The organism is Streptomyces achromogenes subsp. achromogenes, assembly GCF_000720835.1.
GTDB classification, from domain to species: domain Bacteria; phylum Actinomycetota; class Actinomycetes; order Streptomycetales; family Streptomycetaceae; genus Streptomyces; species Streptomyces achromogenes.
The window spans coordinates 17,435-34,245 of record NZ_JODT01000048.1 but is presented as its reverse complement, the minus strand read 5'-3'; the positions used below and the strand labels follow the sequence as shown (position 1 = coordinate 34,245).

At 70.9% G+C, this 16,811-nt stretch carries 14 protein-coding genes and 4 tRNA genes; 11 read left to right on the top strand and 7 right to left on the bottom strand.

All coding sequences use genetic code 11. The features are described 5' to 3' along the window. Nucleotides 1-77: 77 nt before the first annotated feature. Nucleotides 78-632: a hypothetical protein gene (locus IH25_RS0133800; RefSeq protein ID WP_030619700.1), complete on the bottom strand. Its 555-nt coding sequence runs from the start codon at nucleotides 630-632 to the stop codon at nucleotides 78-80. Between the two features lie 164 nt (nucleotides 633-796). Then, nucleotides 797-1,147, bottom strand: coding sequence for a metallopeptidase family protein (locus tag IH25_RS0133795; protein ID WP_030619698.1), 351 nt, complete (start codon nucleotides 1,145-1,147; stop codon nucleotides 797-799). Between the two features lie 93 nt (nucleotides 1,148-1,240). Between IH25_RS0133795 and IH25_RS0133790 the strand changes: the two genes are divergently transcribed. The 6 genes from IH25_RS0133790 to IH25_RS0133765 all read left to right on the top strand — a co-directional run bounded on the left by IH25_RS0133790 (nucleotide 1,241) and on the right by IH25_RS0133765 (nucleotide 4,368). Beyond that, nucleotides 1,241-2,773, top strand: coding sequence for a metallophosphoesterase family protein (locus tag IH25_RS0133790; RefSeq protein WP_030619695.1), 1,533 nt, complete (start codon nucleotides 1,241-1,243; stop codon nucleotides 2,771-2,773). An 80-nt stretch (nucleotides 2,774-2,853) separates the two neighbouring features. Further along, a tRNA-Glu gene (locus IH25_RS0133785) sits at nucleotides 2,854-2,926 on the top strand. A gap of 36 nt (nucleotides 2,927-2,962) precedes the next feature. Beyond that, nucleotides 2,963-3,037: transfer RNA gene (locus IH25_RS0133780), tRNA-Asp, on the top strand. A gap of 24 nt (nucleotides 3,038-3,061) precedes the next feature. Beyond that, a tRNA-Phe gene (locus IH25_RS0133775) sits at nucleotides 3,062-3,135 on the top strand. A 112-nt stretch (nucleotides 3,136-3,247) separates the two neighbouring features. Further along, nucleotides 3,248-3,934 (top strand): hypothetical protein, encoded by a 687-nt coding sequence (locus tag IH25_RS0133770; protein ID WP_037656179.1) that lies wholly within the window; start codon nucleotides 3,248-3,250, stop codon nucleotides 3,932-3,934. 113 nt (nucleotides 3,935-4,047) lie between these two features. Beyond that, nucleotides 4,048-4,368, top strand: coding sequence for a hypothetical protein (locus IH25_RS0133765; protein WP_030619688.1), 321 nt, complete (start codon nucleotides 4,048-4,050; stop codon nucleotides 4,366-4,368). Here the strand turns inward: IH25_RS0133765 and IH25_RS0133760 are convergent. Next, a complete protein-coding gene (locus tag IH25_RS0133760) occupies nucleotides 4,365-5,399 on the bottom strand; it encodes a membrane protein (protein WP_030619684.1) in 1,035 nt (344 codons plus the stop codon). The genes IH25_RS0133765 and IH25_RS0133760 overlap by 4 nt on opposite strands. Before the next feature lie 148 nt (nucleotides 5,400-5,547). Between IH25_RS0133760 and hrpA the strand changes: the two genes are divergently transcribed. The 3 genes from hrpA (at nucleotide 5,548) to IH25_RS0133745 (ending at nucleotide 10,044) form a co-directional block, all read left to right on the top strand. Beyond that, nucleotides 5,548-9,492 (top strand): ATP-dependent RNA helicase HrpA, encoded by a 3,945-nt coding sequence (gene hrpA / locus IH25_RS0133755; RefSeq protein WP_030619683.1) that lies wholly within the window; start codon nucleotides 5,548-5,550, stop codon nucleotides 9,490-9,492. Nucleotides 9,493-9,585: 93 nt separating this feature from the next. After that, nucleotides 9,586-9,660 (top strand) — tRNA-Asp (locus IH25_RS0133750). A gap of 195 nt (nucleotides 9,661-9,855) precedes the next feature. Next, the gene (locus IH25_RS0133745; protein ID WP_030619680.1) at nucleotides 9,856-10,044 is read left to right on the top strand and encodes a DUF6274 family protein; all 189 of its coding nucleotides are present in this window, start codon (nucleotides 9,856-9,858) and stop codon (nucleotides 10,042-10,044) included. A gap of 461 nt (nucleotides 10,045-10,505) precedes the next feature. Here the strand turns inward: IH25_RS0133745 and bldC are convergent, their stop codons facing one another. Continuing rightward, a complete protein-coding gene (gene bldC / locus IH25_RS0133740; protein ID WP_003949541.1) occupies nucleotides 10,506-10,712 on the bottom strand; it encodes a developmental transcriptional regulator BldC in 207 nt (68 codons plus the stop codon). Nucleotides 10,713-11,231: 519 nt separating this feature from the next. After that, nucleotides 11,232-12,074 carry a hypothetical protein gene (locus IH25_RS0133735; protein WP_030619677.1) on the bottom strand — a complete coding sequence of 281 codons (843 nt, stop codon included), beginning with the start codon at nucleotides 12,072-12,074 and terminating at the stop codon, nucleotides 11,232-11,234. Nucleotides 12,075-12,273: 199 nt separating this feature from the next. Here IH25_RS0133735 and IH25_RS0133730 point away from each other — a divergent pair, with 199 nt between their 5' ends. Together IH25_RS0133730 and IH25_RS0133725 are read left to right on the top strand one after the other, a co-directional pair. Then, nucleotides 12,274-13,380 (top strand): Leu/Phe/Val dehydrogenase, encoded by a 1,107-nt coding sequence (locus IH25_RS0133730; protein WP_030619674.1) that lies wholly within the window; start codon nucleotides 12,274-12,276, stop codon nucleotides 13,378-13,380. 290 nt (nucleotides 13,381-13,670) lie between these two features. Further along, complete coding sequence (locus IH25_RS0133725; protein ID WP_030619673.1) at nucleotides 13,671-13,916, top strand: DUF3073 domain-containing protein; 246 nt, start codon at nucleotides 13,671-13,673, stop codon at nucleotides 13,914-13,916. Nucleotides 13,917-14,030: 114 nt separating this feature from the next. On the opposite strand, the gene purM is transcribed toward IH25_RS0133725, so the two are convergent. Both purM and purF read right to left on the bottom strand, forming a co-directional pair. Next, nucleotides 14,031-15,095, bottom strand: coding sequence for a phosphoribosylformylglycinamidine cyclo-ligase (purM, locus tag IH25_RS0133720; RefSeq protein ID WP_030619670.1), 1,065 nt, complete (start codon nucleotides 15,093-15,095; stop codon nucleotides 14,031-14,033). 36 nt (nucleotides 15,096-15,131) lie between these two features. Continuing rightward, the gene (gene purF, locus IH25_RS0133715) at nucleotides 15,132-16,661 is read right to left on the bottom strand and encodes an amidophosphoribosyltransferase (protein WP_030619667.1); all 1,530 of its coding nucleotides are present in this window, start codon (nucleotides 16,659-16,661) and stop codon (nucleotides 15,132-15,134) included. Nucleotides 16,662-16,811 lie beyond the last annotated feature (150 nt).

The window sequence follows — 16,811 nt, the reverse complement described above, 5'->3', positions numbered from 1 at the left end:
CCACCCCCCTGGAAGGCAAACCCGGTGGTATAGACGCACGTCACAGTGGCCTACCGGGTCCACCGGAGCGGACGGTGTCACACCGGCGCGCCCGCCGCGGGCGCCGGTTCCCGCTGGACCAGCTGGGGCCCGGTCTCCTCGTGCGCCGACGAGGACGGCTCGGCCGACGGCGGCTCCGTGGCGGGCGGCGGCTCCGTGGTGGCCGGGGGTACGGGCGGGGCGGTGCTGGCCGGGGGCGCGGGCGGCGCCTTGGTGGGCGCCGGGTCGCCGGGCGCGTCGCTCTTTCCCGGCTTCCCCGGCTTCCCCGGCTTCTCCGGCTCGTCCTGCCCGCCCGGCTCCCGCGGTGCGCCGGAGGCGCTGTCCTTGCCCGACGGGGCGGGCGACGCCGAGCCGGACTGCCCCGGCTTCGCCCGGCCGCCGTGACCGTGTTCGCCGGCACCGGTCCCGCCCGCCTCGACGGGGCCGCCCACGCCCCGTACCGGGCCGCCGTCGGGTGCCTCGCCGGCGGGCCGGCCCGCCGAGTGGGAGGGGCGGGCCCGCCCCGCGTCGTCGCCCACGTTCACACAGCCGGCGGCGGCGGTGACGGTCAGCGCCGCGGCGGCCAGACGGACGGGTACGGACAAGGGGCGCACGGCGGCCACCTCCGGGGGCGGGGGACGGGAGTCAACCTCCCCAACTCCCGCCGCCCACAAGAGGACACGCGCACGCCCCGGGCGCACGGCGGCACCCGGCACGCCACGTTCACCCGCGCGCCGGGCGCCCCGCGCCGCGTCGGTCACAGGGCGCGGCGCCCGGGTCACCCGTACCCGAGGGCGTGCAGCCGGTCGTCGTCGATGCCGAAGTGGTGGGCGATCTCGTGCACCACCGTCACCTCGGTCTCCGCGATCACGTCCTCGCGGCTGGCGCACATCCGGAGCGTCGGTCCGCGGTAGACGGTGATCCGGTCCGGCAGGACACCCGCGTACCACTCGCCGCGCTCGGTCAGCGGGGTCCCCTCGTAGAGCCCGAGCAGCTCGGGATCGTCGGCGGGCGGTTCGTCCTCCACGAACACCGCGACGTTGTCCATCAGCCGCGTCAGCTCCGGCGGGATCCGGTCCAGCGCCTCGGCGACCAGTTCCTCGAACTCCTCGCGCGTCATCTCCAGCACACGGCCATTGTCCGGGAACGGCGCCGCATATCCACCCCTTGACGTGGGAATACGGCACCAATAACCCGCGTCCCCGTCGCAGTCCCGAGCCGCATGCCGAACCGGACCCCGCCCCGCGCACGCCCCCGCCCGCTCCCCCGTCTCGAACTCGCCGCCCGGCCCCGTCCCTGGGCGCGCGCCCTCGGTCTGGCCGCCGTCGTGCTGGCCGGCGCCTGGCTGGGCCTGCTGGTCGTCGGCGCCGTCCGGGTCCCGGTCGGCCCGGTGGACACGACGATGGCGCTGCGGCCCTCCCTGACCGGCGGCACGAGGATCGACGTGTCCCCGCTGGGCTCGCTCGCCCTGGACAGCCACGCGGCACCGGTGCGCCTGGACGTGAACGTCGACCGGCTGGACCCGCCCCGCTCCCAGGCGCTGGTCGACCATCCGGAGCGGATCTCCGGACTCCAGGACGAGATCGTCCGGGACGTCGAGCACGGCACCCGGGACCTGGCCGTACGTTCCTGCGTCGCCGTGGTGCTCGGGGCCACCGGTCTCGGTCTCGCCGTCTACCGCCGCCCGCGCCGGGCCCTGGCGGCCGGCGGGCTGGCCCTGGCGCTGCTCGCTGCCTCGGGGGCGTCGGCGTACGCCACCTGGAACCCGAAGGCGGTCCTGGAGCCGAGGTTCTCCGGGCTGCTGGCCTCGGCGCCGTCCGTGGTCGGCAACGCCCGCAGCATCGTCACGGAGTTCGACGTCTACCAGAAGGAGCTGGCGCGCCTGGTGACGAACGTGACCAAGCTGTACGACGCCACGTCCACCCTCCCCGCCTACCGCCCGGACCCGTCCACCATCCGGGTCCTGCATGTGTCGGACATCCATCTCAACCCGGCGAGCTGGAAGATCATCGGCTCGCTGGTGAAGCAGTACCAGGTCAACGTGATCGTGGACTCCGGGGACACGATGGATCACGGCACGGCGGCGGAGAACGGCTTCCTGGACCCGATCCGGGACCTGGGCGTGCCGTACGTGTGGGTGCGCGGCAACCACGACTCCCGGACCACCCAGCGCTATCTGGAGCGCATGCGGAACGTGCGCGTGCTGGACGACGGCCGGGCGGTGACCGCGGGGGGCCTGCGGTTCGCGGGCATCGGGGATCCGCAGTTCACCCCCGACCGCTCGGCGGTGCCCGGTGGCGAGGCGGCCGAGCGGCTGGCGGGGGCCCGGCTGGCCAGCGCCCTGCGGGACCAGCAGGCGGCCGGGACCCCGGTGGACGTGGCGGTGGCGCACGAGCCGACGGCAGCCGAGGAGACCGACGGCGAGGTGCCGCTGGTGCTCTGCGGCCATCTGCACCACGAGGGGACGCGGATGCTGCCGTACGGCACCCGGCTGCGGAGGGAGGGCTCCACCGGCGGCAGCGGGCTGCGGGCGGTGGAGCGCGGGCACCCCGCCCCGATCCAGGCCTCGATCCTCTACTTCGACCGGGACAGCCGCCGGCTCCAGGCCTGGGACGCGATCGAACTCGGGGGACTGGGACTGACAACGGCCGAGGTCAGCCGCCATCTGGTGGACGAGAACCAGCCCGGTGCCACCGCTCCCTCGCGCTCCCCTTCCCCCACCCCGCCGAGCGCCTCTCCCGGCACCTCTCCGTAAACCGTTTTGGCGATACCCCTCGCCATCCCATATGCTTCTCACGTCCCCGACGCGCTGAGAAGCGCCCAGGCGGGCCGATAGCCCTCATCGTCTAGCGGCCTAGGACGCCGCCCTTTCAAGGCGGTAGCACGGGTTCGAATCCCGTTGGGGGCACGCATTACCGTGTGCGACACTGTTGCACGCACGCTTGGTCCTGTGGAGCAGTTTGGAGTGCTCGCCACCCTGTCAAGGTGGAGGCCGCGGGTTCAAATCCCGTCAGGACCGCTGGTGTTTCACGTGAAACACCGTGGCTGGGTAGCTCAGTTGGTACGAGCGTCCGCCTGAAAAGCGGAAGGTCGCCGGTTCGACCCCGGCCCCAGCCACAGCCGCCCTGACCAGGGCAGAGCCCCTCTCCGTTCGCGGAGAGGGGCTCTTTCGTACCCACCACGCCCGCCACCCGCCATGCCCCCCGGTACGCCCACGGAGCCCGCCACGGTGAAGGCATTACCGAGCATCGACCCCACGCTGCCGTCCGACCGGTATCCCGAGCGGGTCTGGTACACCTCCTACGGCTCCAACACCCACCTGGACCGGCTCGCCGCCTACCTCAAGGGCGGGCGTCCGCCCGGTGCGGGCAGGGAGTACCCGGGGTGCCGCGATCCCGCCATGCCGGCCCAGTCGATCCCGGTGGAGCTGACCGGTGCGATGTACTTCGCCACCGAGTCCGCCGTCTGGGGCGGTGGGCGCGCCTTCTACGACCCGGATGCGGACGGCCGGGTGCTGGCCAGGGCGCATCTGGTGACGAGCGGGCAGTTCGCCGACATCGCGGCGCAGGAGATGTACCGGTTGCCGGCCGGGGACCTGGACCTGGCCGAGGTGCTCACGCGAGGTCGCGCCGTCCTCGGGGACGGGCGCTACGAAACCCTCGTCTGCGCCGGTCAGGTGGACGGCCTGCCGGTGCTGACGTTCACCGCGCCGTGGGGGATGAACGACGTGCCGTGGCTCGCCCCCTCCGCCCCCTACATCCGCTTCCTGGCCTCGGGCCTGCTCTCCGCCGGGGCGTGGGACACCGACGCGGTCGCCTCCTACGTCGCCTCCTGCCCCGGCGCCGACGGCCACTGGTCGCCCCGGGCCGTCACCGCGCTCCTCGGCAGCGGCACGGACGGGAACCGGCCACCGTAAGGCCCTGACCCGGGCCGGCCCGGCCGCCCCGGGGTGACCGCCTTGGCACCGCGCCCGCCCGGCGCTACGTTCGGCCTCACCGCGCGTGGTGCGCGGGAACGGGGGAAGAGAACATGAGCCGGAACGAGGGCAGAGCCGGGCGGGACACCGATCTGGAGAAGATCCGGGCCCGGTACGGACTGTTCGCGGTCATCGTCAGCAACCTCGCGATCGCCGTGGTGGCGATCGTCGGCGTCTGGCAGCTCGACGGGGACAAGGGAGTGATCATCGGCATCCTCACCGCCGCGTTCACCGCCGTCAGCAGCCTGACCACGGCCTACCTGGGCATCAAGGCCGTCTCCAACACCGCCCAGGCGATCGCGCTCGGCGACGGCGCGGCCCGCAGGCACCCCGAGGTCACCCCGGCGGCCCCGCCCGCCCAGGGCGCCTCCTAGGGCCTCTCCTCCTCCCGCGCGGCCGGTCCGACCGGGCGTCCGCCCGGGTGGCGGTGGCGCCAGATCAGGAAGACCGCGCAGGAGACCGCCGCCCAGCCCGCCAGCACCAGGAACGGGACCGCGTGCTGGTGGCCCCGGAAGTACACGGCGGTGTGCTGGGCGTTCACCGAGGCGCCGGGCGGCAGCCAGCGGCCGATCGTGCCGAGCAGGGACGGCAGCAGCGGCCAGGAGACGGCACCGCCGGACGACGGGTTGCCCAGCAACACCATCAGGCCCCAGGTCGGCAGCATGGCCCACCGGCCGAACAGGGTGTTGAACATCGTGAACACCATGCCGGACGTGAACATCGTGTAGGCGAGGATGGCCCAGGACTCGACGAACGGCAGCCGCACCGCCCCCAGCCACCAGTCGACCACCGCGGCGATCGTGAACCCGCCGAGCACCGAGTAGGCGACGGTGTAGGCGATCCGTTCCAGCGGGTTGAGCTCCCGCGCGTGCACGCTGAGCTGGATGGCGCCGACGAAGCCGATGATCACGGCGGCGAGGGTGATGTAGAAGATGGCCAGCCCTCGCGGGTCGCCCGGCTGCAACGGTTTGAGGTCACGGACCGTCACGGTGGTCCCGGTGGCCTTGCCGACCTGCCGCGCCGCCTGCCCGAGCACCTGGGCGACCGCCGCGCCGGACGCCCCGGACACGTCCAGGGTGATCGTGCGGCCGTCGGCGGGCGCGTCCAGCACCGCGAACACCTTCTGCTCGTCCACGGCCCGTACCGCCTCGTCCCGGCTGCCGTACGGGTGCAGCCGCATCGAGGCGTCCAGCGCCTCCTCCATGCCGTCGATGAACCGCCGGGCCGCCGGTGCGTCGTAGTGGCCGGTGACCGCGGTGGGGATGCCGTGCGGGGTCGGGTTGGCCATGGCGTACGTGTACGAACCGGCGAAGAGGCCGGCCGCGGCGGCGAGGATGAGGACGAGGACCGTGGCGGGGAGGAAGGGGGACTCCCGGAACGCCGCCCAGCGTTGCGAATCGGGCATAACGGTTACTTTGGCATCCCGTCGCGGGAGGTGCCTCCCGATGACCCGGACCGCGCACCGCCCCGGACCGCGCACCGCGCAGGGCCGCACACCGCCCCGGTCAAATCGTTCGCGTGTTTTTCGCCCCGGGTGAGATCCTGGATCGCGTATGTCTACGCATCCTGCCCCCGCCGTCGGCACCCTCGCCCCCCGTCTGACCGAGTTGTCGCTGCGCGACGCGCACCGGCTCGGGCGGCGGCTGGAGGGCGCGCGCAAGATCCGCAAGCCGGAGGCCCGCGCCGCCGTCCTCGCCGAGATCGAGACCGAGATCGACCGTGCCGCCCAGCGGATGGCCGAGCGCCGTTCGCGCGTGCCGGCCGTCACCTACCCCGAGCAGCTGCCGGTCAGCCAGAAGAAGGACGTGATCGCGGACGCCATCCGCGACCACCAGGTCGTGATCGTGGCCGGTGAGACCGGCTCCGGCAAGACCACGCAGATCCCCAAGATCTGCATGGAGCTGGGCCGGGGCGTGCGCGGCATGATCGGGCACACGCAGCCGCGCCGGATCGCCGCCCGGACGGTCGCCGAGCGGGTCGCGGAGGAGCTGAAGACCCCGCTCGGCGAGGCCGTCGGCTGGAAGGTCCGCTTCACCGACCAGGTGAACCCGGACGCCACTTTCGTCAAGCTGATGACCGACGGCATCCTGCTCGCCGAGATCCAGACCGACCGCGAGCTGCGCGCCTACGACACGATCATCATCGACGAGGCCCACGAGCGGTCCCTCAACATCGACTTCCTGCTGGGCTACCTGGCCCAGCTGCTGCCCAAGCGCCCGGACCTGAAGGTCGTCATCACCTCGGCGACCATCGACCCCGAGCGCTTCTCCCGGCACTTCGGCGACGCCCCGATCATCGAGGTGAGCGGGCGGACGTACCCCGTGGAGGTGCGCTACCGGCCGCTGCTGGAGGAGGAGTCCGAGGACGCCGACCGGGACCAGATCACCGCCATCACCGACGCCGTCGAGGAGCTGATGGCCGAGGGACCGGGCGACATCCTGGTCTTCCTCTCCGGCGAGCGGGAGATCCGGGACACGGCGGACGCGCTGGAGAAGAAGAAGTACCGATTCACCGAGGTCCTGCCGCTGTACGCCCGGCTGTCCCACGCCGAGCAGCACCGTGTCTTCCAGCAGCACACCGGACGCAGGATCGTCCTGGCCACCAACGTCGCCGAGACCTCCCTCACCGTCCCGGGCATCAAGTACGTCATCGACCCCGGCTTCGCCCGGATCAGCCGCTACAGCCACCGCACCAAGGTCCAGCGGCTGCCCATCGAGCCGGTCTCCCAGGCCAGCGCCAACCAGCGCAAGGGCCGCTGCGGCCGTACGTCCGACGGCATCTGCATCCGGCTGTACTCCGAGGAGGACTTCCTCGCCCGCCCGGAGTTCACGGACGCGGAGATCCTGCGGACGAACCTCGCCTCCGTCATCCTCCAGATGACCGCGGCCGGCCTCGGCGACATCGAGAAGTTCCCCTTCATCGACCCGCCGGACCACCGCAACATCCGCGACGGCGTGCAGCTGCTCCAGGAACTGGGCGCGCTGGACCCGGCCCAGAAGGACCCCCGCAAGCGGCTCACGGACACCGGCCGCAAGCTGGCCCAGCTGCCGGTCGACCCGCGGCTGGCCCGGATGGTCCTGGAGGCCGACAAGAACGGCTGTGTCCGCGAGGTCATGGTGATCGCCGCCGCGCTGTCCATCCAGGACCCGCGCGAACGCCCGGCCGACAAGCAGGCCCAGGCCGACCAGCAGCACGCCCGCTTCAAGGACGAGACCAGCGACTTCCTCGCCTATCTGAACCTGTGGCGTTACGTCCGTGAACAGCAGAAGGAGCGCGGCTCCAGCTCCTTCCGCCGGATGTGCAAGCAGGAGTACCTGAACTTCCTGCGCATTCGCGAATGGCAGGACATCTACACCCAGCTGCGCACGGTCGCCAAGCAGATGGGCATCCATCTGAACGAGGAGGACGCCCCGGCCGACCGCGTCCATGTCTCCCTCCTGGCCGGCCTGCTGTCCCACATCGGGATGAAGGACGTCAAGGACGGCAACAAGAACGAGTACCTGGGCGCCCGCAACGCCAAGTTCGCGATCTTCCCCGGCTCGGCGCTGTTCCGGAAGCAGCCCAAGTTCGTGATGTCCGCCGAACTGGTGGAGACGTCCCGGCTCTGGGCCCGGGTCAACGCGAAGATCGAGCCCGAGTGGGTCGAACCCCTCGCCGGTCACCTGCTGAAGCGGACGTACAGCGAACCGCACTGGGAGAAGGACCAGGCGGCCGTGATGGCGTACGAGAAGGTCACGCTGTACGGCGTGCCGATCGTCGCCCAGCGGAAGGTGAACTACGGCCGGATCGACCCCGAGGTCTCCCGCGAACTGTTCATCCGCAACGCGCTGGTGGAGGGCGACTGGCGCACGCACCACAAGTTCTTCGCCGACAACCGCAAGCTGCTCAGCGAGGTCGAGGAGCTGGAACACCGCGCCCGACGCCGGGACATCGTGGTCGACGACGACACGCTCTTCGACTTCTACGACCAGCGAGTGCCCGAACACGTCGTGTCCGGCGCGCACTTCGACTCCTGGTGGAAGCACAAGCGGCACGAGCAGCCCGACTTCCTGGACTTCGAGCGGGAGATGCTCATCCGGGAGTCGGCGGAGGCGGTCACCAAGGACGACTACCCGGACACCTGGCGCCAGGGCAACCTGAAGTTCCGGGTCACCTACCAGTTCGAGCCGGGCGCGGACGCGGACGGCGTGACGGTGCACATCCCGCTCCAGGTGCTCAACCAGGTCACGGACGAGGGCTTCGACTGGCAGATCCCTGGCCTGCGCGAGGAGGTGGTGACGGAGCTGATCCGCTCGCTGCCCAAGCCGGTCCGCCGCCACTACGTACCGGCGCCGAACTACGCCAAGGCGTTCCTGGAGCGGGCGGTGCCCCTCCAGGAGCCGCTGACCGTCACCATGGCCCGCGAGCTGAAGCGGATGGTCGGCGTGCCCTTCGAGGCGGACGACTTCGACTGGGCGAAGGTCCCCGACCATCTGAAGATCACCTTCCGGATCGTCGACGAGCGGCGCCGCACGCTCGCCGAGGACAAGGACCTGGAGGCGCTGAAGCTCCGGCTGAAGCCGAAGGCGCGCCAGGCCCTGTCCCAGGCCGCGGCGGCGACCGCGTCCCGCGAGGGCGGCGAGTCCCTGGAGCGCAAGGGCCTCACCGACTGGACGATCGGCACCCTCAACCGGGTCTTCGAGACCCGCCGGGCCGGGCAGCCGGTGCGGGCCTACCCGGCGCTGGTGGACGACGGCGACACGGTCTCGGTCCGGCTCTTCGACACCGAGGCGGAGCAGGCGGAGGCCATGTGGAAGGGCACCCGCCGGCTGATCCTGCGCAACATCCCGGTGAACCCGGCGAAGTTCGCGTCCGAGAAGCTGACGAACCAGCAGAAGCTGGCCCTGTCCGCGAATCCGCACGGCTCCGTCCAGGCCCTGTTCGACGACTGCGCGATGGCGGCGGCGGACAAGCTGATCGCGGACTTCGGCGGCCCGGTGTGGGACGAGGAGTCGTACCGGAAGCTGTACGACAAGGTGCGCGCGGAGATCGTGGACACCACGGTCCGTACGGTCGCCCAGGTGCAGCAGGTGCTGGCCGCCTGGCAGGCCTGTGAACGGCGCCTGAAGGCCGTGCGCAGCCCCGTGCTGCTCGCCAACCTGACGGACGTCCGCAAGCAGCTGGACGCCCTCGTGAAGCCCGGCTTCGTCACCTGGGCGGGCATACGGCGCCTGCCCGACCTGATGCGCTATCTGGTGGCCGCCGACCGGCGCCTGCAGCAGATGCCGACCAACGTGCAGCGGGACACCACGCGCATGGAGAAGGTGCACGAGATGCAGGACGAGTACGCCTGGCTGCTGGAACAGCTCCCCCAGGGCCGCCCGGTGCCGCGGCAGGTGCTGGACATCCGCTGGATGATCGAGGAGTTGCGGGTCAGCTATTTCGCCCACGCGCTGGGCACGGCGTACCCCGTCTCGGACAAGCGGATCGTGAAGGCGATCGACGCGGCGGCCCCGTAGCCGTACGGGTACGGAGGGTGAGTTCGACCAGGACCCTCGCCCTCCTGTACAGTCCTTCTCGCAGCGCAACGCACGAACAAGCGCCGCGAGCAAGGTCCTGTGGAGCAGTTTGGAGTGCTCGCCACCCTGTCAAGGTGGAGGCCGCGGGTTCAAATCCCGTCAGGACCGCAGAGAGAGTGTTTCGAGGCCCGCACCCCGCAAGGGGCGCGGGCCTCACTCATTGCATCCGCCTGCCATGAAAGGGCCCCCGCGAGGGGGCCCTTTCGTGTCTGCCGTGTCGGCGTGCGGCCTTGACGGGGTCTGCTTCCGCCGGTACCCAGGGAGCAGGGCCCGTTCCTCCTGTGCGGCCCCTGGAGGTGGCGTATGGCGGCGTCGGTCAGGCACGAGACGCGGGCGCTTCTGAGGGCCCATCTGTCGGCCGCCTCGTCCTACCGGCATCTCACCCGCCACTGTCCCGTCTGCCACCGCCTGCTGCGGCTGGCGATGGCCGCCGGCTCGCGAGGCCAGGAGGACGGGCGGGAGACCACCGAGGCCGCGAGTCGCCGCGCGTGACCCCGCCGGGCCCAACACCCGTACAGGCGTGGGAATCTGGAACCGGCGCTTCCCTTTAACCCATGCGGACCGCGAGCGGCAAGCGCCCCGCGGTGTGACGGGAGTCACCGCACGAGTTCGGGAAACAGGGGAACTTACCCCCTCCCTACAACGGGTCAATTTAATATGTGCAATTGCACTCCGCCCCGGGCTCGCACACAGCCGTTCCGACAGGCCTCCCCAGAGTCCGACAAGGACGCTCACAAGCCCCGCCCGCCGCCCCGGTCCGCGCACAAAAAAGATCGCGCTGGACCCGGCGGAGTCCAGCGCGATCGACGACGCACCCGGTGCCGTATGCCTACGGCGACCTCATCGGCTTGGGCGTGGGGCCTGTTGGGGCAGGACCCGCGTCGCTTGGAGCTAGGGTTTCGGGCGCCCCGGACGGTTGGGGGACCGTCCGTCTTGCCCGGTTACGCGGTTGTTCAGGCCTCGCTGCGCTGCTGCGGGATGCCCGCCAGCAACGCCCGGACCTCCGCCTCGCGGTAGCGGCGGTGCCCACCGAGCGTGCGGATGGACGTGAGCTTGCCGGCCTTCGCCCACCGCGTGACCGTCTTGGGGTCGACGCGGAACATGGTGGCGACCTCAGCGGGGGTCAGCAGCGGCTCGGCATCAGGGGTGCGAGCGGTCATGAGCGGCCTCCTCGGGAGAACCGAACCTTCTCGGTTCTTTCCTCTAAATTCTGCACCTTGACCCGCGTTGCCCGAAATGGCGGACGCGAGTCGAGTCGGTTATAGGACGAACGGCTTGTCCTCGGCACTACAACTACACCATCTGTCCAGCCGCGTCGGCCAAACCGATGGAATTGCCCTCCCAGGTGTTCATCAGCGACGGAAGCCGATGGACCATGCCATAGCGGACAGTCACTCCACTGTGACGATCAGTCACAGTGGCGTTCAGGAGTCACCGGACCCCCCAAAGCGTGCAATGCTGAGATTCCGGCCATAGTGGAGCATAGTTGGACGGACGGAGCCCTCCCCGGACTCCTTGTCCTATTTTGGCACGAGGGGTGGCATCCAGGGCAAGGGCCTTGTAAGTGCAGTCCATCACCCTTGGGACAAAAGTCCAGATCGAGTCCAACGTCCCGTCAGGTGGTCAAGCGAGGTAGAACGTACGTCTTCCAGCGCCTGTTTGACTGTGACGCACGCCACTCAGTTCGCGGAACGCAGATCCCTGACCGCCCGCCAGCGCTCCACGAGCCGCCCGTACGCCTCCCCCGCGGCCACCCCGTCGCCCCGGCGCAGCGCCTCGATGCCGGCCGCCACGTCCGCCGCCGAGTGGTCGTCCTCCAGCTCGCCCGCCGGCAGCACGTGCACCAGCCCGCCGTAGTCCAGCTCCACCAGCGAGCGCGGGTGGAACTCCTCCAGCCAGCGGCCGACGTCCAACACGCCGTCGACCAGCGGCCCCTCCTCGACGGTGTCCCGCAGGGTGCGCAGCGCCCGCGCCACCCGGCGCCGGGCCTGCACCATCGGGGTGCGGTAGCGCAGCACCGGGGGCACGTCGGCGGTCCCCTTGTCGTACCGCCGCTCCTCGTCGGAGACCAGCACGAACCAGTTCAGCGGCACCTGCCAGGTCGCCGTGCGGATCCACGGGCGGGCGTCGGGGTTGCGGGCGAGCCAGCGTTCGTAGTCCTGGGCCGCCTGCCGGCGCACCACGGGCGGCAGCACCGCGTCCAGCACCGGCGGGGGCAGCTCCTCCGCGAGCCCGTCCAGGGCCTGCCAGCCGCGCAGCCGGGTCCGCCAGGGGCACACGCGGACGTCCCCGTCGACCTCCAGCACGAAGGCGTCGCCGCTCTCGTGCACCGGCACCGCGACCGGCGGGGTGGCCACCAAGTCGGCCAGCGAACGCCGCAGTTCGTCCTGGTAGGAGGGGCGGTCGGGGCGGCGGGCGTAGCGCGCCCAGTGGGCGCGCTCCGACTCCGGGAAGGCGCCCAGCGGCTCGTACACACGCAGGTACGCGGCATAGGGGACGACCACGGAGGACACCTTGGGCACGCCTGCTCCCTCCCCATCGGGCCCGGCTCGAAACCACTGCAAATCGTGCCACGGACATGCGTGCGCGGCGGGCCCCGGAGAGTGATCCTGAACACTGAGCGGATGGTGACGGGGCCGAGGCTCTACGCTCATGCCACGGCTCCCCGCCACCCGTACGGGGACCGACCCCACTCGCCGCTAGTACACAGGAGTCACCACAGTGACCGACGTAACCGGCGCGCCTGCCGATGTCCTGCACACCCTGTTCCACTCGGACCAGGGCGGCCATGAGCAGGTCGTGCTCTGCCAGGACCGCGCCAGCGGCCTCAAGGCCGTGATCGCCATCCACTCCACCGCCCTGGGCCCCGCCCTCGGCGGCACGCGCTTCTACCCGTACGCGTCCGAGGCCGAGGCCGTCGCCGACGCCCTGAACCTCGCGCGCGGGATGTCGTACAAGAACGCCATGGCGGGTCTGGACCACGGCGGCGGCAAGGCCGTGATCATCGGTGACCCGGAGCGCGACAAGACCGAGGACCTGCTGCTCGCCTACGGGCGCATGGTCGCCTCCCTCGGCGGGCGCTACGTCACCGCATGCGATGTCGGCACCTACGTCGCGGACATGGACGTCGTGGCCCGCGAGTGCCGCTGGACCACCGGCCGCTCCCCCGAGAACGGCGGGGCCGGCGACTCCTCGGTGCTCACCGCCTTCGGTGTCTACCAGGGCATGCGTGCCTCCGCCCAGCACCTGTGGGGCGACCCGTCGCTGCGCGGCCGCAAGGTCGGCATCGCCGGCGTCGGCAAGGTCGGCCACCACCTGGTGCGGCACCTGCGCGACGAGGGCGCCGAGGTCGTGATCACCGACGTGCGCGCCGACGCCGTGCGGCGCATCCTCGACGAGCACCCCGAGGGCGTGACGGCCGTCGCCGACACCGAGGCGCTGATCCGGGTCGAGGGCCTCGACGTCTACGCGCCCTGCGCGCTCGGCGGCGCGCTGAACGACCTCACCGTGCCGGTGCTCACCGCCAAGGTGGTGTGCGGGGCGGCCAACAACCAGCTCGCGCACCCGGGCGTGGAGAAGGACCTCGCCGACCGCGGGATCCTCTACGCGCCGGACTACGTGGTGAACGCCGGCGGGGTCATCCAGGTGGCCGACGAGCTGCACGGGTTCGACTTCGAACGGTGCAAGGCGAAGGCGTCGAAGATCTTCGACACCACGCTGGCCATATTCGCACGTGCGAAGGAAGACGGGATTCCGCCGGCCGCCGCGGCCGACCGGATCGCCGAGCAGCGGATGGCCGACGCCCGCGCGCACCGCACCGCGCGCTAGCCGTTTCGCACACATGAGCGGTACCCGTCGGCGGGAACTTCGAGAGAACTCTCACTTCCCCCGGCGGGTCGTTCCCCGATAAGTGGTTAAAATCGCCACTGACCAGCGAGGACGGGGCGCCTCGAAGGTCCTGTGCACACGCGCGTGCTGCGGGCGACGTACCGTATGGGCGCGGGCTCAGGTACCGTGGAAGCCCTACGGACCGGCCTCTCCATGGAGAGTCCGTTCCAGATCATGAACGCGTGTCAGACTCTGGGGCCGTCGAGCCCCGTCGTTGAGGGGGTCGAGCCATGGGGCGCGGCCGGGCCAAGGCCAAGCAGACGAAGGTCGCCCGCCAGCTGAAGTACAACAGCGGTGGGACGGACCTCTCACGCCTGGCCGAGGAGCTGGGCGCATCGACGTCGAACCAGTCGCCGAACGGCGACCGATTCGAGGACGATGAGCACGACGACGACCTGTATGCACGGTACGCCGACCTCTATGAGGACGACGACGACGAGGACGACAGTCCTCAGCAGCACCGTCGCGGCGCGTAACGCTTGCAGCGGGCTTTACCGCACTTTCCCGGTCCGGGGCCGTAGCACCGGACCGGGTTTTGTGCTGTCGTCCTGCGTGCTGCCGTCGCGGGGCCGGGGCCCCGCGTTCCGGCCTTACGCGTAGTCGCCGACCAGTTCGGCGCCCGTGGTCTTCTCGCCGCGCTCGGTGATCTCGCCGGCCACCCAGGCGTCGACACCCCGGTCGGCCAGGGTCGTCAGGGCCACCTCGGCCGACTCCTGCGGGACGATCGCCATCATGCCGACGCCCATGTTCAGGGTCTTCTCCAGCTCCAGGCGCTCGACACTGCCGGTCTTCCCGACCAGGTCGAAGATCGCGCCCGGGGTCCAGGTGGAGCGGTCGACCACCGCGTGCAGACCGTCCGGGATCACCCGGGCCAGGTTCGCCGCGAGCCCGCCGCCGGTGATATGGCTGAAGGCGTGCACCTCGGCGGTGCGGGTGAGGGCCAGGCAGTCCAGCGAGTAGATCTTCGTGGGCTCCAGCAGCTCCTCGCCGAGGCTGCGGCCCAGCTCCGCGATCTCCGACTCCAGGGACAGCCCGGCGCGGTCCAGCAGGACGTGACGGACCAGGGAGTACCCGTTCGAGTGAAGCCCGGAGGACGCCATGGCGATCACCGCGTCACCCGTGCGGATGCGATCGGCGCCCAGCAGCCGGTCGGCCTCCACGACGCCCGTACCGGCCCCGGCGACGTCGAAGTCGTCCTCGCCCAGCAGGCCCGGGTGTTCGGCCGTCTCGCCGCCCACCAGCGCGCAGCCGGCCAGCACGCAGCCCTCCGCGATGCCCTTGACGATGGCCGCGACCCGCTCGGGGTGAACCTTGCCGACGCAAATGTAGTCGGTCATGAACAGCGGCTCGGCGCCGCACACCACGATGTCGTCCATGACCATGGCGACCAGGTCGTGGCCGATGGTGTCGTAGACGCCCATGCGGCGGGCGATGTCGACCTTCGTGCCGACGCCGTCCGTTGCGGAGGCCAGCAGGGGGCGTTCGTAGCGCTTGAGGGCGGAGGCGTCGAAGAGCCCGGCGAAGCCGCCGAGGCCGCCCAGCACCTCGGGGCGCTGCGTCTTCTTCACCCATTCCTTCATGAGCTCGACGGCGCGGTCGCCCGCCTCGATGTCGACGCCCGCCGCTGCGTAGCTGGCACCAGTTGTCTCAGACATGGCTGTGAGAGCTTTCGTGTCGTACTGCGGGGGGTGTTACGGGCGGCGGATCGCGTCGGCCGCGGCCGTGGCGGCGGGACCGGCGGCCAGCTCGGTCTCCAGCAGCTGCTTGCCGAGCAGCTCGGGGTCCGGCAGCTCCATCGGGTACTCGCCGTCGAAGCAGGCGCGGCACAGGTTCGGCTTGGCGATCGTGGTCGCCTCGATCATGCCGTCGAGGGAGATGTAGGCGAGGGAGTCGGCGCCCAGGCTGGTGCCGATCTCCTCGATGCTCATGCCGTTGGCGATCAGCTCCGCGCGGGTGGCGAAGTCGATGCCGAAGAAGCAGGGCCACTTCACGGGCGGCGAGGAGATCCGGATGTGCACCTCGGCGGCGCCGGCCTCGCGGAGCATGCGGACCAGGGCGCGCTGGGTGTTGCCGCGCACGATCGAGTCGTCCACGACCACCAGGCGCTTGCCCTTGATGACTTCCTTCAGCGGGTTCAGCTTCAGCCGGATGCCCAGCTGGCGGATGGTCTGCGAGGGCTGGATGAAGGTCCGGCCGACGTAGGCGTTCTTGACCAGGCCGGCGCCGAAGGGGATGCCGGAGGCTTCCGCGTAGCCGATGGCGGCCGGGGTGCCGGACTCCGGGGTCGCTATGACCAGGTCGGCCTCGACCGGGGCTTCCTTGGCCAGCCGGCGGCCCATCTCCACGCGGGAGAGGTACACGTTGCGGCCGGCGATGTCGGTGTCCGGGCGGGCCAGGTACACGTACTCGAAGACACAGCCCTTGGGCTTCGCTTCCGCGAATCGCGAGCTGCGCAGGCCGTTCTCGTCGATGGCGACGAACTCGCCCGGCTCGATCTCGCGCACGAAGCTGGCGCCCGTGATGTCCAGGGCGGCGGTCTCGGAGGCGACCACCCAGCCGCGCTCCAGGCGGCCGAGGACCAGCGGGCGGATGCCCTGCGGGTCACGGGCGGCGTAGAGGGTGTGCTCGTCCATGAAGACGAGCGAGAAGGCACCACGCGCCTTCGGGAGCACCGCGTGGGCGGCCTCCTCGACGGTGAGCGGCTTGCCGTCCTCGTCGACCTGGGCGGCCAGCAGGGCCGTCAGCAGGTCGGTGTCGTTGGTGGCCGCGACCCGGGTGGAACGGCTGTTGTTGTCGTTGGGCAGGGCGGCGACCATCTCGGCGAGCTGCGCCGTGTTGACCAGGTTGCCGTTGTGGCCGAGCGCGATGGAGCCGTGCGCGGTGGCGCGGAACGTCGGCTGGGCGTTCTCCCACACGGAGGCCCCGGTGGTCGAGTAGCGGGCGTGTCCGACCGCGATGTGACCCTGGAGCGAACCGAGCGAGGTTTCGTCGAAGACCTGGGAGACCAGGCCCATGTCCTTGAAGACGAGGATCTGGGAGCCGTTGCTGACCGCGATTCCCGCGGATTCCTGACCCCGGTGCTGGAGGGCGTAGAGCCCGAAGTACGTGAGCTTTGCGACCTCTTCACCCGGAGCCCAGACGCCGAAGACGCCGCAAGCGTCCTGGGGGCCCTTTTCGCCGGGAAGCAGATCGTGATTGAGTCGACCGTCACCACGTGGCACGCCACCGAGTGTAGGCGAGGTCGTCCACTGGTCCGAATTGGGGATACGTGCCCTCGCCCGGGCGGGCCACCCCGATCACCTTGGTGCTTTTCGCGTTTTCGCAGGTCATCGGGAGTTCGCCGGGGAACCGGCGGATCCCGGGCCCGGCCG